Here is a 15892-nt window from a genome sequence, read left to right as displayed (position 1 = left end):
GTGCGGGAGGCACTGAGGGCGCTGCTGTGGGTCGGTGTCGCCGCCGGGGTCGCCGTCGCCCTGGTGGGTGGTTACGCCCTGTTCCAGCTCAGCAACCTGTATCCCGACGAGGCGACCGGCGAGCAGGTCGCGGCCGAGGTCGAGGACGCCCTCGCGGCGCACCCCGCCCTCACCCCAGCGGTCACCGCGGACCGTGCCAGCGGTGAGGTGAGCGTCCGTCTCACCGCCGCACGCGGCGAGCTGGCCGAGGCGGACGTGCTCGGTGCCCTTCGCTCTCTCGGTGAGGTCATGGGGGAGCACGAGGGGTCTGGCTGGTCCGTCACCAGCACGATCGAGGGAGAGTGGGCCGGCACACCGGTCCGCATCTCCGGGTGGGACACGGGCCGATGGCCCGAGCTGTCGCCGATCCTGGACCTTCCCGGGGGCCACCGGACCCAGCTCAGCCTCGACCTGGCTGCCCGGGCCGGCGGGATCACCCGCGACCTGGACACCGAGCGCCTGTGCGGGACGGGGGTCGCACCTCGTGAGTTCTTCGGGAACAGCCTCTCCGAGGCCAGCGACGCCGCGACCGAGCTCGGCTGGACCGGACCCGATGACCCGGGCTTCTCGTTCGCGGGCAGTGGCTGCCAGGACCCGCGGCGGGTCTCGGTGCACCTGACCGGGGACGACCGGAGTGAGGTGCTCGCCGACCTGCAGGAGATCGTGGCCACGCTGCCGGATACCTACGTCCTCACCTCGCTCCACGCCGACGCGAACGGCGACCTCCGCCTGGACACACGGACTCCGGTGGGCAGGCAGAGGGTCCCTGAGTCCCTGGAGCGGTGGCCGCACGGCGAGGTCCGTGTCAACGGGGAGCTGCTGTCCTCGAGGTGACTCTCTGACGACGTCCGCGCCGGCCTCGCGGGGTCGCTTGCCGCTGGGACCCGACCGGAGTACTCTTCTAACTCACGTTAGACACTGGTCTTTCATGAGTCCTGAGGAGTCCCGATGCGCAACCTGATCGTGCTGGCCGTCGTGGGCCTGTTCGCCCAACTGGTGGACGGGTCGCTGGGGATGGGCTACGGCGTCACGTCCTCGAGCCTGATGATCGTCGTGGGCATTGCCCCGGCGGCCGCCAGCGCGGCAGTGCACCTCTCTGAGGTGGGCACGACGCTGATCTCCGGCTTCTCCCACTACAAGTTCGGCAACGTGGACTGGCGCATCGTCGGCATCATGGCCGTCCCCGGCGGCCTGGGCGCCTTCGTCGGGGCCAACTTCCTGGTCAGCCTGCCGGCAGACGTCGCCAGGCCGTGGGTCGCCCTGATCCTGTGCCTGCTGGGGGCGTATGTGCTGTGGCGGTTCCTCGCGCTCTCCGGTGCCCGCCCCCAGTTCACGGGCAGACTCCGCGCCGCGTTCCTGGTCCCGGTCGGGCTCGTGGCCGGTGCCCTGGACGCGATCGGTGGTGGCGGCTGGGGACCTGTGGGCACCACCTCCCTGCTCTCGACCGGGCGCCTTGAGCCCCGCACGGTGATCGGTTCGATCTCTGCGACCGAGTTCGTCGTGGCAGTGAGCGCCTCCCTCGGGTTCCTGTTCGCGCTGGGGCGGGAGGGCATCAACTTCGCCTGGGTCGGTGCCCTCCTCGCCGGTGGCATCATCGCCGCTCCGATCGCGGCCTGGCTGGTGCGCCACCTGGCGGCGCCGGTCCTGGGGGTCGCTGCCGGGTCGTTCATCATCCTGACGAACAGCAAGACCATGCTGGAGACGTGGGGGAGGGTCGAGGCCAACTCGACACCGGTCTGGACGACGCTGGCGGTCCTCGCGGTCGGCACCGGCTGGGTGATCACCCGCGCGGTGCGCAAGGACCGTGCCGCCCGGGCCGCAGAGCGTTCTGCCGAGCTCGACGCGGAGCACGTGTTCCTCTGACCCGGCAGCCGTGGCGGCACGCCCTGACACAATCAGTGGCATGCACATCAGCGCCAAGTCCGACTACGCCCTCCGCGCCCTCATCGTCATGGCCCGGACCGCGAAGGAGTCGGACGCGCCGCTGCCCGCCGAGGCCATGGCCACGGCACAGGACATCCCGCAGAACTTCCTCCTGGCGATCCTGGCCGACCTGCGGCGCGCCGGCATCGTGCGCAGCAAGCGTGGCCAGGGCGGTGGGTGGCACCTCGGTCGCGACGCCTCGGAGATCAGCGTCGCCGACGTCATCCGGGCGGTGGACGGCCCACTGGTCAGTGTCCACGGGCTCCGTCCGGAGGCAGTCACCTACCGCGATTTCGCGACCGTCCTCCAGCCTGTCTGGATTGCCGCGCGGAGCGGGCTCCGTGAGGTGCTCGAGTCCGTCAGCCTCGGCGACCTGGCCTCCGGTGAGTTGCCGGACGCCGTTCGAGCACGGACTGCGGCCGAAGATGCCTGGGAGCCTCGCTGACACACGAGGGATCCGGTCGCGGGCACCCCTCGGTTCGAGAGGATGCTCAGCGGCCGTCCAGCACTCTCAGCGCTGCCTCATCCTCCGGCGCACTCCGCCGGCGATGCGCCTGGCCCGCCGTGCGGCGTCCCGGGCGGCTCCCCGGGCCGCGGCGCCGGCGTGTTGTGGCACCCGCAAGGCCCTGGGCTCCGGTGACGAGGTGGCGTCCGGGAGGCGGCTGGCCCACTCCGGGCGTCTGCTGCTGTCGACCAGGGGTGGAAGCACCAGGAAGAACGTGCGGTCGTCGGTCACCCACGGCTGCACCGGCAACAGAGGGCCGTGCCCCGTCTCCAACAGCATGCGCTCGAAGCTCTCGAGGGTCGGCCAGAACGAGTGCTTGTTGCCCCAGGATGACGTGAGGACTCCCGGCTCACGGTAGTAGCGCCCCTCGTAGCCATCACCCTCGACGACCCGTTCGGAGAGTGGGTGCTTGTGGGACCCGTGGTCCAGATGGGTGTCGATGATCATGGGACGTCCGGCCGCACGCCGCAGCAGGTCCAGCTGGTCGGGAAGGGTCAGGTGGTAGAAGAGCCCGAGACAGCAGATGAGGTCGTATCCACTCAGGTCGTGCTCCCTGACATCCTGCTTGACCCAGGTGACCCGGTCGTCCTTCGGCCACCGCTCGGAACGGGCATCGACCGCGGTGACCTCCCAGCCGAGGTCGGCCGCGTGGACCGCGAAGCCCCCGTGTCCCGTGCCGAGGTCGACGAGCTTCCCGGGCGGAAACAGACTCAGGAGGTTGATGAAGATCGGTCGCCGCTTCCAGTGCTGCCGCTGTGCTCCTTCACCAGGGACCATGCGATGACGCTACTCGAACGACGGGGCGCGTGCGTCGCTCCGCGCCGGTGGGGGGCTAGCGGGCGATCGGTGCCACGGACGCACGGGTGAGGTGCACCAGGTCCTCTGGTGCCAGCTCAAGGTCCAGCCCCCGCTTGCCGCCGGAGACCAGGACCGTGGGGAAACCCAGAGCCGTCGCGTCCAGGACGGTCGGGAGCGCCTTCCTCTGCCCGAGCGGGCTGATGCCACCGACCACGTAGCCGGTCGTGCGTTCGGCGACCTTGGGGTCGGCCATGGACGCCTTCTTCGATCCCAGCGCCGCCGCAACGGCCTTCAGGTCGAGCTGTCGGTCCACCGGAACGATGCCGACCCCTGGTCCCGCGTCGGTCATGACGAGCAGCGTCTTGAGCACCCGGGCAGGATCCACCCCGAGCGCCTCGGCCGCCTCCAGCCCGTAGGACTCGGCCGCAGGGTCGTGGTGGTAGCTGCGCGGGGTGAACGGCACGTTCGCGGCCTCGAGCACGACGGTCGCGGGAGTGCCTCCACCGGCCCGGGTTCTCGACTTCGCCATGACCGCACCCTAGGAGACGGGCGCCAGCGCCCGAGACGGCGGGCTGACCAGCTAGTCGAGCTGGGCCACGGACGCCGTGCGGGAGGCGTGCGCGGCAACGGTCGCCGCCTCGTGCGTGGCTGAGGCGTCTCCGTGCTGGTGCCACCAGGCCTGACCCTCGCTGGAGAGGGTGTAGATCGGGTCGTAGTACGCGTACTCGGCGCTGGTGACGTCCACGTCCTCGGTCTCGATCGACGTGCGGTAGTTCTTGCGCCAGTAGGAGATCCCGCGCTCGGTGTCGTAGGAGTCCACCTGGTGCACCCAGCGCTTGCCGACGAACGGGACGTCACACACGATGCGCGGAGTGGCGAACCCCGGCAGATAACCCATGATCGAGTGCTGCAGGTGCTGCGCCTCGGCCAGCGAGGTCCGCCAGTGCTCGGCGAACGGGATCATGTCGCACATGTAGAAGTAGTAGGGCGTGATCGAGGCACCGTCGGCCAGGGCGAAGCACAGATCGAGCAGGTCCTCGCTGGTCGCATTGACACCCCGCATGAGCACACCCTGGTTGCGGACATCGCGGATGCCTGCATCGAGCATCGCGCGGGAGGCCTTGGCCACCAGCGGCGTCACCGACTGGACGGCATTCACGTGGGTGTGGATCGCCAGCCCGACGCCACGGCTGCGGGCCTTGCCGGCAACCCGCGCCACCCCCTCGACCGTGTCGCCGGCCAGCCAGTGCTGCGGGAGACCCATCAGCGCCTTGGTCGCGAGGCGGATGTCACGGATCGTGTCGATGTCAAGCACCCGGTCGAGGAAGGACTCGAGGTTCTTCCACGGCATGTTGGCCACGTCGCCGCCGGAGACAACCACGTCCCGGACCGTCGGTGTGCGCCGGAGGTAGTCGAGGATCGCCTCGTGCCGGTCCATCGGCTTGCCGGCGAGCTTGAGCTTGGTGACCTGGGGCGTGGAGTTGCCGACCAGGTCCATCCGCGTGCAGTGACCGCAGTACTGCGGGCAGGTGGGGAGCAGCTCTGCCAGCACCTTGGTGGGGTAGCGGTGGGTCAGCCCCTCGGCCACCCACATGTCGTGCTCGTGCAGCGAGTCCCGCGAGGAGTAGGGGTGGGAGGGCCAGTCGGTGCGCCGGTCCGAGAAGACCGGCAGCATGTAGTGGCGGACCGCGTCGGCGTAGAAGGCGGCCGTGAACTCCTCGCCCGCGGCCGGCATCCTGCCGTCGGCCCAGGTCATCTCCGAGACCATCGTGTTCATCATCTGCGGCGGGACGAGCATGGACATCGTCGCGCGCTCGGCCTGGTCGCGCTCCAGATCCGCATAGAACGTCTCGCTCAGCAGGTCGCCCATGAGCTCGCGGAGCTGCTTGATGTTCTTGACGCAGTGGGCACGCTGCCACTGCACGTCGGCCCACTGCTCGGTGGTGACGTCGTGCCATCCTGGGAAGCGTGTCCAGTCCGGCTCCACCAGCTCACGCTGCTGGTAGCGGTGGGGCTGCTCGATAAGACTGCTCATACATGGCATGCTACGGATATCTTGCGGCGAAAGCGAGCAACCACCGCAAGGTGTCTTGTCTAATACGCGTTTGGGAGGACGATTGACTGCCACGAGTCCGGTCGGGCTACACCGGGTCCTCGAGCCGGTGGGCCCCGAGCTGACCCTTCCCCAGGCCGCCCGACGGCTCGACACCTCGGCCGCCATCGGACGCGACGAGGTGCGGATCGACGTGGAGGTCCTCAACCTGGATGCGGCGTCCTACCGCCAGCTGGCGGGCAAGCACTCCCGCGAGGACGGCAGCGTGGACGGCGCTGCGCTGCGCTTGGAGGTCCTGGAGATCATCGCGGACCGCGGCAAGATGCAGAACCCGGTGACCGGCTCCGGCGGCATGCTGATCGGCCGGGTGGCTGAGGTCGGGCCCGACAGCCCGCTGGGCCTGCGCGTCGGCGACCACGTCGCCACGCTCGTGTCGCTCTCGCTGACGCCGCTCCGGGTGACGGACGGGCTGCAGCGCTGGGACGGGCTGGGGGAGCGGGTGCCCGCCGAGGGCCATGCGATCCTCTTCGGTCGCTCGATCGCCGCCGTGCTCCCAGAGGACCTGCCCGCCGAGCTCTCCCTCATGGTGATGGACGTCTGTGGCGCCCCGGCCCTGGTCTCCCGGGTCGTGCGGGAGCACCGCGAGCGCACCGGTCGGGCCCCCGTGGTCGCCGTGCTCGGCGGGGCGGGGAAGTCCGGGTCGCTCTCCCTGGCCGCGGCCGGACAGGCCGGCGCGGCGCGCCGGATCGCTGTGGTCCCCGTCCAGCAGGAGGCCGACCTGCTCGAGGGCCGTGGGCTCGCCGAGGCGGTCACGATCGCCGACGCCCGGTCGCCGCTCGGCCTGCTGGAGGCCGTCGAACAGGCCGGGGGCCCGGCCGACGTGACCGTGGTCTGTGTCGACGTGCCCGGGTGCGAGCAGCCCGCCATCCTGGCGACCGCCCAGGGCGGGACGGTCATCTTCTTCTCGATGGCGACCAACTTCGCCGCGGCCGCGCTCGGGGCCGAGGGCCTGGCCGCCGACGTCCGCATGCTGGTCGGCAACGGCTATGTCCCCGGGCACGCGGACTACGCGATGGAGCTGTTGCGGACCACGCCCGGTGTCCGGGACCTGTTCGAGTCCCGCCTCGCGGGGGAGCAGACTGGGGCCCCGTGAGCACCCTCCGAGAGCCCGAGACCGGCCGCACCCCCTCCATCCTCCTGCGCGGCGGCCGCCTGCACGGGCACCCCGACGCCCACGCGATGGTGTCCCGCGGCGGACGCATCGCCTGGATCGGCGAGGACGCGGCGGCCGCGTCCCACCTCGACTCGGTGGACCGGGTCGTCGACCTCGACGGCGCGCTGGTGACCGCCGCGTTCAGTGACGCCCACGTCCACCTGACCATGACCGGGCAGGGGCTGGACGGCATCGACCTGTCCGAGACCAACTCGGTCGGAGAGGCGCTCCGGCTGGTCGAGACGGCCGCGCGGCACCTGCGCGGGCGGCCGGTCTACGCGCACTCGTGGGACGAGACCAAGTGGGTGGAGGGCCGCCCGATCACCGCCCGGGAGCTGGACCGCGCCACCTACGGCGGGGTCGTGTACATGCCGCGTGTCGACGCCCACTCCGCCAGCGTGTCCTCGGCGATGGCCGCGGTCGCGCGGGTCCACGGGCTGGACGGCTGGGACGGCTCGGGTGTGGTGACGCGCGAGGCCTTCGCCGCCGTCACCAACGCGTTCACCTCGGCCATGACCGACGCGGACCGCGAGCACTACCTGGACCTCGCCCTGCGCGCCGCCTCCGAGCGCGGCGTCGGCCTGGTGCACGAGACCGGTGCCGACCACCTGACCTCCTTCGCGGACGTCCACCACGTGCTCGAGGCGGGGCAGCGACCGGCCCGGACGGCAACCGTCGCCTACTGGGGACAGCTGGTCGACGACCACACCGAGGCGCAGGAGCTGGGGCACTACCTCGGCGTGGCCGGCTTCGCCGGGGACCTGTGCGCGGACGGCTCGTTCGGCTCCCGCACGGCCCACGTGCTCGATTCCTACCGCGACGCACCCGGACACGGCTACGGCTACCTGAGCGCCGACCAGATCGCCCAGCACGTGATCGCGTGCACCCGTGCGGGACTGCAGGCCGGCGGGCACGTGATCGGTGACGCCGCCCTGCACACGATGGCCGAGGGGTTCCGACGCGCGTCCGAGGTGGTCGGGACCGAGGCGATGATCGCCGCCCGGCACCGGTGGGAGCACGTCGAGCTGCCCGACGCCGAGGTGCTGGCCACCATGGCCGAGCTCGGCATCTGGGCCAGTGTGCAGCCGGCCTTCGACGGCCTCTGGGGAGGCACCGAGGGCATGTATGCCGCTCGGCTGGGCGAGGAGCGCGCCCTCGCCGTCGTGCCGCTACGCAGCATGCTCGACGCCGGCGTGCGCGTCGCGCTCGGTTCGGACAGTCCCGTCACGCGGATCGACCCGTGGCGTGGCGTGCGCTATGCCGTGTGGCACCACAACGAGGAGCAGCGGTTGACCGTCGCCGAGGCGTTCGAGGCACACACCGTCGGCGGCTACGCGCTGGCCGGCCGCCCCGGCGGCACCCTGGCGCTGGGAGAGCCGGCCTCCTACGTCGTCTGGGACACCCCGGACGGTGACCTGCCGCACACCGAGGACGGTCTGCCCGACCTGGCCGCCGAGCCGGACCTGCCTCTGCCGGTCGCCCGGCTGACCGTCGTCGACGGACACGTGACGTTCGACCGAGAAGGAGTCTGAGTGAACACGCCCAAGGTCCTGGAGCTGGACCGCAGGACCGTCCGCACGGCACGTACCGCGGCCGCCCGGCTGGGCAGGCCGGTCGTCGAGCTGGCCCGGTCACACACCACGGTCTCGGTCGAGCGGGCGACGCTGCGCCTGGCCGGACTCGCCGGCGCCGACCACGAGCGGGTCCCCTGGGTCAACCACCTGGTCGACGCGGTGCGGGACCAGGTCGGCATCGAGCACGGCGTCACCACACCCGTGTGGGACGCGCTGCGCCGCGAGGAGGCACCCGACCTGCTCACGCTCGCCCAGAAGGCCTCCACCGGTGCGGTGACCTTCCAGATCCCGGGGACCAGGGCCGACCTGTCCCGCGCCCGACGGGCCGCCAAGGCCGCGGTGCGCCCCGGCATACGGCGGATCGACCGTCAACGGGCCGCCCGCGAGCGGCAGATCGCCCGGTTGGGTGACCCTCCGCAGCGTCCCTGGATCTATCTCATCGTTGCCACCGGCGACATCTACGAGGACATCCCGCAGGCCCAGGCCGCGGCCCGTGCGGGGGCCGACATCATCGCGGTCATCCGCTCCACCGGGCAGTCGCTGCTGGACTACGTGCCCGAGGGGGCGACCCGCGAGGGCTTCGCCGGCACCTACGCGACCCAGGAGAACTTCCGGCTCATGCGCGCCGCCCTGGACGAGGTCGGCAAGGAGCTGGGCCGCTACATCCGGCTGGTCAACTACGCCTCGGGCCTGTGCATGCCGGAGATCGCGACCCTGGCCGGGTTCGAGCGGCTCGACATGATGCTCAACGACTCGATGTACGGCATCCTGTTCCGCGACATCAACCCCATCCGCACCTTCGTGGACCAGCGGTTCTCCCGGCAGATCCACGCGCGCGCGGGGATCATCATCAACACCGGCGAGGACAACTACCTGACCACCGCCGACGCCGTCGAGGCCGCCCACACGGTGACCGTCTCCCAGCTGATGAACGAGTACTTCGGCAAGGAGGCGGGGCTGCAGGACTGGCAGCTGGGCCTCGGCCACGCCTTCGAGATCAACCCCGAGCTGCCGGAGAGCTTCCGGATGGAGCTGGCGCACGCCCTCCTGGCCCGACACCTGTTCCCGGACGCGCCCCTGAAGTGGATGCCGCCCACCAAGCACATGACGGGTGACATCTTCCAGGGCTACCTGCTGGACGGCTTCTTCAACCTGGTCGGCGCCCTGACCGGGCAGTCGATCCTGCTGGTCGGCATGATGACCGAGGCGGTCGTCACACCCTTCCTGTCCGACCGGGACCTGGCGCTGCAGAACGTCCGTTACGTGCTCAACGCGGCCGGGGGGCTGGTCGAGGACTTCCACCCGCCGCGGGACGGGTTCATCCAGACCCGGGCCAGGCAGGTCCTGGACGAGGCCATCGCCCTGATGCAGCGGATGAGCGCCGAGCCGTCCACGCGCGGCTGGTCACCGCTGCTGGAGGCGATCGCCGACGGCACCTTCGGCCACATGAAGCGCCCCGCCGACCAGGGCAAGGGACTGGACGGCGTGGCGCAGAAGGCCGACGACTACGACAACCCGGCCACCACCTTGCTCGAGGAGGGCGCGTGAGCAGCTCCCGGACCACGGACCCGCAGCCGAGCCAGTCGGCGCCGGACACCCTGGTATCGACCGTCCCGGTGAAGGGCACCCAGGGGTCGGTGATCCGTCCCTACGGGGACATGACCGGCGACGGCATGGTCCAGGTCTCCTTCACCCTGCCCGTCCCGCACGACAAGCGGGCGGAGGGGGCGGCGCTGCAGCTCGCCGCCAAGATGGGGATGGCCCCCGCCCTGCTCGTCCACGCCAAGGCCATCGGGCCCGAGCACACGTTCTTCGTGGTCTACGGCAGCGTCACGCACCTGGTGGAGGTGGACAAGGTCGTCGTGATCGAGCGCGACTTCCCGCTGCTGTCGGCCAAGGAGGTCAACCAGGCGATCAGGAAGAGCCTGCGCCGCCCCCTGGTGGTGGTCGGCGCCTGCATCGGCACCGACGCCCACACGGTCGGCATCGACGCCATCCTCAACATCAAGGGCTTCGCGGGGGAGAAGGGCCTGGAGTACTACTCCGAGATCCGGGTGGTGAACCTGGGCGCCCAGGTGCTCGTCCCCGAGCTGGTGGAACGTGCCCGTGAGGAGCAGGCCGACGCCGTGCTCGTCAGCCAGGTGGTCACCCAGCGAGACGCCCACATCCACAACACCACGGCCATGTCGGCCGCGTTCCGGGAGGCCTACCCCAGTGGGAAGGTGCCCCTCCTGATCGCCGGCGGCCCCCGTTTCGAGGAGGGCTCCGCCGGGGCACTGGGGGTCGACCGGATCTTCGGTAAGGGCACCACGCCCGCAGAGGTCGCGTCCTATCTCGTCCACGCCGTAGGCCAGCGCCACGGCACCCGGTCCTCAGAGGAGCAGCAGTGAGTCCAGCAGCGGTCGGCGACAGCGTCGTCCACTCCCGGTACGTCCCCTACAGCCACGCCCACTACGCGGGCGACCTCGTCGACGGCGCCTACAGCCTGGGGCTGTTCGGTGACGTCGCGACCGAGCTGTGCATCCGCACCGACGGCGACGAGGGACTGTTCGCCTCCTACACCGACGTGCAGTTCCTGGCGCCGGTCCGGGCGGGGGACTGCCTGCAGATCGTGGCCACCCTGGTCCGGGTGGGGACGCGGAGCAGGGAGATGGAGTTCGAGGTGCGCGTCGTCGCGCGCGGCAACACCGACCGCGGTGGCTCCGCTGCTGACGTGCTCGACCCGCCGCTCGTCGCGACGACCGCACGCGGCGTCGTCGTGGTGCCGGCCCGCGCCTGAGCCTAGCGTCGTCCGGGCAGCCCGGTGAGGTCCCGCAGCCAGGGGCCCCCGGTCCGCCCCGGCTCACGACCCCCGCGCGAGTCGGTCCTGCAGGCGACAACGATTCGTCGCGCCGGCGTCCGCCGGGTAAATATCGGGTAAGGACCTCGGCGTGTCGCACGCGACACGCCGAGGTCCGGTTGCCGTTCGTCGACGAGGCAGACCTTCGACGCGCGCCGATGACCTGCGCAAACGTGCATCAGCGCAGGTCAGGAGGGGTTTGACACGAGCGGCGAGAAGGCTATGTTGACCCTCAGGTCCGCTACCGGTTCCAGTGTCCCTGGGACCCGCGACCGTCCCAGACCGCGGTTGGACGTCAGCTCCCCGGAGCCGTGCCAACGGTCGACCGTGGCCCCTGGACGCTCGTGCATGCACGTTGGCGGACAAGCAAGGGCCCGCGATCTCAGTAGACAACGGGACCACCTGCAGCACCCGGCTGCGGTGGGTTCGGCACCAACGGATCGCGGGCCCTGGCTCATGCTCAGGGTGCCGCCGCCTCCTGCCTCCGTGCGTGCAGAACCGGGGGAGGGACGTGCGTCCCGAGTACCCGTGTATCCTCCTGCTATGACGATCGCTCGCCAGTATTGGTTCTTTGGGTCGGCTCCGGCCGGCGCGAAGTCCTGCTGACGCGCGCGACCGGAGCCGACCAGGGCGTGGACCAGACGGTCCGCGCCCTTCGCCATTCACAGGCGGGCGCTCCGGAACGTCTCGGGTGCACCGCCTCCAGACCGGGAGGAACACGATGAGCGCCACGATCGAACGCACCAGCACCAACGACCTGCGGGTCCGGCGGATGGAACCCCTGCCGACACCGACCCAGGTGCTCCAGGAGCAACCTCTGCCCGACCACCTGGCCAGCCTCGTGGACCGCTCGCGCCGGGAGATCCAGGAGGTGCTGCGCGGCGAGGACGACCGGCTGCTGGTCGTGGTGGGCCCCTGCTCGGTGCACGACGCCGATGCGGCCATCGACTACGCCCGCCGGCTGTCGGCGGTCAGCCAGGACCTCGCCGACGACCTGGTCGTGGTGATGCGCGTCTACTTTGAGAAGCCGCGCACCACGACCGGCTGGAAGGGTCTGATCAACGACCCGGACCTGGACGGCAGCTACGACATCCCCCGCGGGCTGCGCCTGGCGCGCACCGTGCTGCTGGGCGTCCTGGACACCGGTCTTCCGGCCGGGTGCGAGTACCTCGAGACGACGACCCCGCAGTACATCGCCGACACGGTGAGCTACGGCGCGATCGGCGCCCGCACCGTGGAGTCGCAGGTGCACCGCCAGCTCGTCTCCGGCCTGTCCATGCCGGTCGGCCTCAAGAACGGCTCCGACGGGAGCATCCAGGTCGCCGTCGACGCCTGTGTGGCCGCGGCCGCGCCCCAGACCTTCCTCGGGGTCGATGAGGAGGGCCGGGCCGCGCTCGTGGAGACCGAGGGCAACCCGGACGGGCACGTGATCCTGCGCGGTGGGCGAGGAGGGCCGAACAGCGACCCCGAGTCCGTGGCGGCGGCCAGGGGGCTGCTGGAGAAGGCGGGCCTGGCACCGCGCCTGGTCATCGACGCGAGCCACGGCAACAGCCGCAAGGACCACGTGCGTCAGGCCGCTGTCGCCGGGGAGATCGGCGCGCAGGTCGCGGCGGGCGACTCCTCCGTGGTCGGCGTGATGCTCGAGAGCTTCCTGCTGGAGGGCCGCCAGGAGCCTGCCCCGGCAGGACTCACCTACGGTCAGTCCGTGACCGACGCCTGCATGTCCTGGGAGACCACCGAGGCGGTCCTCGCCGGTCTGGCGTCCGCGGTGCGCTCACGACGCGCCCTGGCTGCCTGACTTCGGGGGTCGGTCGCCTAGGCTGAGCAGGTGCCCGTCCGCCTGGTCCTGTCCCTTGCTGCCGGGCTCTCCCTCTGGCTCGCCTTCCCCGGCTACAACCTGTGGTGGATGGCCTATATAGGCATCGGTGCCCTGGCGCTGGCCACGGCGCAGGTGGGCGTAGGGCGCGGGCTCGGTCTGGGTCTGGTCGCCGGCATGGCGTACTTCGTGCCGCTGCTCTCCTGGACCGGGATCTTCGTCGGCTCTCTGCCGTGGCTCGCGCTCTCGGTCCTCGAGGCGCTCTACATCGCGGCGTTGGGCGCGGTCTGCGGTTACCTGCAGCGCGAGGGGGTGCGGCCGCTCAGCGTGGCCCTCGCGTGGGTGCTCAGTGAGCTGGCACGGTCGACGACGCCCTTCGGGGGCTTCCCGTGGGGGCGCGTGGCGTTCAGCCAGGCCGATGCCCCGCTGCTCGGGGTCGCGTCCTGGCTGGGCACGCCCGGAGTCACCTTCGTCGCCGCCCTCGTGGGGGCACTGGGGGCCCTGGCCGTCGAGCGGACGCTCCGCCGCCCGGGCTCTCCGGCTCCCGGGGCTCCGCCGCACGACCCTCCCCGCACCCGTCCCGGGTGGTGGGTCGCACCCGTGGCCGCAGCGTCCGCCGTGGGGCTGCTCCTGGCGCCGCTGCTCATTCCCCGGCCCGTCGACGGCGAGCCCCTGCAGGTGCTCGGCATCCAGGGCAACGTCCCGGAGATGACCCTCGAGTTCAACGCGCAGCGCAGGGCGGTCCTGGACAACCACGCAGCCACCACCCTCCACGCGGCACAGCTCGTGGACGACGGCGAGCTCCCGCCGCCGGACGTGGTGCTCTGGCCGGAGAACTCCTCCGACATCGACCCGCTGCGCAACGCCGACGCAGCGGCCGTGATCAACGAGGCGGTCACCGCCGTGGGCGTCCCGCTCATCGTCGGGGCGGTGCTGAGCGAACCCCTCGACCACGTGAGCAACGTCAGCCTTCTCTATCTGCCGGGGGAGGGCGCCGTCGATCGTTATGTCAAGCAGCGCCCGGTGCCGTTCGCCGAGTACATCCCCTACCGCGACTTCTTCCGGATGTTCAGCGACAAGGTCGACCTCGTCGCACGGGACTTCGTGGCCGGTGAGGAGACCGGGGTGATGTCGGTGCCGCTGCCCGGGGGCGACCTGGCCCTGGGCATCGCCATCTGCTTCGAGGTCGTCGTCGATGACCTGATGCGGGAGAACGTGCTGGGTGGGGCCGAGGTGCTCTTCGTGCCCACGAACAACGCGACGTTCGGTTTCACCGACGAGTCCGAACAGCAGCTGGCGGCCTCGCGGGTGAAGGCGGTCGAGCTGAGCCGTCCGGTGGTGCACATCAGCACGGTCGGGGTCAGCGGGCTGGTCATGCCCGACGGGTCCGTGCACGAGGGCACCGAGCTGTTCACCCGGGACATCATCAGCGGGGCCGTGCCACGGCGGACCGAGCTCACGCTGGCCGCCAGGCTGGGACCGTGGCCGGAGCGGGTGGCGCTCCTCGCGCTCGGGGTGAGCCTCCTCGGCACTGTTCTCCGGCGCCGCAACAGTTAGGCTTCTGGGACACGCCGCCTACGGCGCACCACCAGTCGACCACCGGCAAGGCAGGGCCAGTCAGACCATGAGCAGCACCCTCGAGCGGGTCCTCGTCCTCATCCCGACCTACAACGAGAAGGACTCCCTGCCCGGCGTCGTGACCCGGGTCCGCGCCGCCCAGCCGCAGGTCGACGTCCTGGTCCTGGATGACAACAGCCCCGACGGCACCGGCGACGTCGCTGACGCGCTGTCGGCCGAGGACGAGCAGGTGCACGTGCTGCACCGCCCGGGCAAGCAGGGTCTCGGACCGGCCTACCTGGCTGGCTTCGCGTGGGCCACCGAACACGGCTACGACGCGGTGGTCGAGATGGATGCCGACGGCTCGCACCTGCCGGAGCAGCTCGACAGTCTGCTGCTCGCGGCACGTGACGCCGACCTGGTCATCGGGTCCCGCTGGGTCCCTGGCGGCGCGACGCACAACTGGCCGTGGACCCGCAACCTGCTCAGCCGTGGGGCCAATATCTACACCCGGACGGCACTCGGCATCCCGGTGCGGGACGCGACCGCCGGCTACCGGGTGTACCGCACCTCAGCGCTGCGCACGATGGACCTGGACGGCGTGGCCTCGCAGGGTTACTGCTTCCAGGTGGATCTCACGCTTCGGGCGGTTGATCGCGGCCTGCGCGTGGTGGAGGTGCCGATCGACTTCGTGGAGCGTGAGGTCGGCACCTCCAAGATGGACGGCAGCATCGTCCGGGAGGCCCTGGCCAGCGTCACGCTGTGGGGTCTGCGGCGGCGGGGTCTGCAGGCCGGCTCGGCGGTCGGGCGGCTGGGACGACGGGTGGGTTCGGGTGGCACATGGCACCAGCTGACGGACTGAGTGGGCCGGTCCGCCCCACGGGCGGTTCCGGTGGCGGCGGTGGTCGGGGGAGCGGCGCGGGCAGGGGGCCCGGTGGCCGTTCCTCAGGGAGTTACCGAGCAGGCGGCGCACCGCGGCGGCGAGCGCCACGACGGGTGCGCCTCATCGTCGCCGCGTTCCTGCTCCTGGTCCTGCTGGAGATCCTGCTCCTGCTCGCCGTCGGCCGGGCCATCGGTCCCTGGTGGACGATCGGTCTCCTGGTGCTGTTCGTGCTGGCCGGTCTCTACCTGGTCCGCCGGGAGAGCGGGCGCACCTGGAAGGCGCTGCGCCAGGCTGTGGACACCGGGCGGATGCCGGGGCGCGAGCTCGCCGATGCCATGCTCGTTCTGGTGGGCGGACTGTTCCTTCTCCTGCCCGGCTTCCTCAGCGACCTCGTCGGGATCTTCCTCATCCTGCCATTCACCCGGACCCTCAGCCGGCGGGTGCTCGCGGTGTTCATCGGCAGCCGGATGCCCCCGGTGGTGGTGACGGGAGGCCCGGCCAGGTCCGGCCCGGCGAGCGGCTACGGAACCGGCCGGCGGGATCCGGGGGGCACCGGTGCTGCGCCGGGTCCGCGACAGACTGACGACATCATCGAGGGCGAGATCGTCTCCGAGGACCCACCCACCGAGCAGTGACGGTGGGACGCGAGCAGTGACGGTGGGACGACAGAAGGCCCACCCGGTCGGACCGGG

15 protein-coding genes are annotated in these 15892 nt (G+C 71.1%); 12 read left to right on the top strand and 3 right to left on the bottom strand.

Annotated features, from left to right (window positions below):
- The 3 genes from DA085_RS02450 (at window position 1) to DA085_RS02440 (ending at window position 2407) form a co-directional block, all read left to right on the top strand.
- Window positions 1-873: a hypothetical protein gene (locus DA085_RS02450; RefSeq protein ID WP_109471343.1), complete on the top strand. Its 873-nt coding sequence runs from the start codon at window positions 1-3 to the stop codon at window positions 871-873.
- Between the two features lie 114 nt (window positions 874-987).
- On the top strand, window positions 988-1902 hold the full coding sequence (locus DA085_RS02445; protein WP_109471342.1) for a sulfite exporter TauE/SafE family protein: 915 nt from the start codon (window positions 988-990) through the stop codon (window positions 1900-1902).
- Between the two features lie 40 nt (window positions 1903-1942).
- Window positions 1943-2407, top strand: coding sequence for an RrF2 family transcriptional regulator (locus DA085_RS02440; RefSeq protein ID WP_109471341.1), 465 nt, complete (start codon window positions 1943-1945; stop codon window positions 2405-2407).
- Between the two features lie 66 nt (window positions 2408-2473).
- Here DA085_RS02440 and DA085_RS02435 read toward each other — a convergent pair whose 3' ends face one another.
- Genes DA085_RS02435 through DA085_RS02425 form a run of 3 tightly spaced genes read right to left on the bottom strand, consistent with a single transcriptional unit; the run spans window position 2474 to window position 5300 of the window.
- Window positions 2474-3244: a class I SAM-dependent methyltransferase gene (locus tag DA085_RS02435; RefSeq protein ID WP_109471340.1), complete on the bottom strand. Its 771-nt coding sequence runs from the start codon at window positions 3242-3244 to the stop codon at window positions 2474-2476.
- A 55-nt stretch (window positions 3245-3299) separates the two neighbouring features.
- Window positions 3300-3794 carry a Cys-tRNA(Pro) deacylase gene (gene ybaK, locus DA085_RS02430; RefSeq protein WP_109471339.1) on the bottom strand — a complete coding sequence of 165 codons (495 nt, stop codon included), beginning with the start codon at window positions 3792-3794 and terminating at the stop codon, window positions 3300-3302.
- Window positions 3795-3845: 51 nt separating this feature from the next.
- On the bottom strand, window positions 3846-5300 hold the full coding sequence (locus DA085_RS02425; RefSeq protein WP_109471338.1) for a KamA family radical SAM protein: 1455 nt from the start codon (window positions 5298-5300) through the stop codon (window positions 3846-3848).
- A gap of 82 nt (window positions 5301-5382) precedes the next feature.
- Here DA085_RS02425 and kdd point away from each other — a divergent pair, with 82 nt between their 5' ends.
- From kdd to DA085_RS02380, 9 genes are all read left to right on the top strand, one after another.
- Window positions 5383-6471 (top strand): L-erythro-3,5-diaminohexanoate dehydrogenase, encoded by a 1089-nt coding sequence (gene kdd / locus DA085_RS02420; protein WP_109471337.1) that lies wholly within the window; start codon window positions 5383-5385, stop codon window positions 6469-6471.
- A complete protein-coding gene (locus tag DA085_RS02415; protein WP_109471336.1) occupies window positions 6468-8063 on the top strand; it encodes an amidohydrolase in 1596 nt (531 codons plus the stop codon). Before kdd ends, DA085_RS02415 begins: the two co-directional genes overlap by 4 nt.
- Entirely contained in the window at window positions 8064-9653 is a 1590-nt protein-coding gene (gene kamD, locus DA085_RS02410) for a lysine 5,6-aminomutase subunit alpha (protein WP_109471335.1), read from the top strand.
- Window positions 9650-10495 carry a lysine 5,6-aminomutase subunit beta gene (kamE, locus tag DA085_RS02405; protein ID WP_237565261.1) on the top strand — a complete coding sequence of 282 codons (846 nt, stop codon included), beginning with the start codon at window positions 9650-9652 and terminating at the stop codon, window positions 10493-10495. The genes kamD and kamE overlap by 4 nt, the downstream gene beginning before the upstream one ends.
- Window positions 10492-10884: a 3-aminobutyryl-CoA ammonia lyase gene (kal, locus tag DA085_RS02400; RefSeq protein WP_109471334.1), complete on the top strand. Its 393-nt coding sequence runs from the start codon at window positions 10492-10494 to the stop codon at window positions 10882-10884. Before kamE ends, kal begins: the two co-directional genes overlap by 4 nt.
- Window positions 10885-11665: 781 nt before the next feature.
- Window positions 11666-12742, top strand: coding sequence for a 3-deoxy-7-phosphoheptulonate synthase (locus tag DA085_RS02395; protein ID WP_109471333.1), 1077 nt, complete (start codon window positions 11666-11668; stop codon window positions 12740-12742).
- A 30-nt stretch (window positions 12743-12772) separates the two neighbouring features.
- The gene (gene lnt, locus DA085_RS02390) at window positions 12773-14317 is read left to right on the top strand and encodes an apolipoprotein N-acyltransferase (protein ID WP_237565260.1); all 1545 of its coding nucleotides are present in this window, start codon (window positions 12773-12775) and stop codon (window positions 14315-14317) included.
- Window positions 14318-14384: 67 nt separating this feature from the next.
- A complete protein-coding gene (locus tag DA085_RS02385) occupies window positions 14385-15179 on the top strand; it encodes a polyprenol monophosphomannose synthase (protein ID WP_109471332.1) in 795 nt (264 codons plus the stop codon).
- A gap of 134 nt (window positions 15180-15313) precedes the next feature.
- The gene (locus DA085_RS02380) at window positions 15314-15835 is read left to right on the top strand and encodes an FxsA family protein (protein WP_161958394.1); all 522 of its coding nucleotides are present in this window, start codon (window positions 15314-15316) and stop codon (window positions 15833-15835) included.
- Window positions 15836-15892 lie beyond the last annotated feature (57 nt).

This window comes from Ornithinimicrobium cavernae, from assembly GCF_003121625.1.
Classification (GTDB): Bacteria; Actinomycetota; Actinomycetes; order Actinomycetales; family Dermatophilaceae; genus Ornithinicoccus; species Ornithinicoccus cavernae.
The sequence above is the reverse complement of the archived record's forward strand: the minus strand, read 5'-3'. Positions and strand labels throughout refer to the sequence as shown.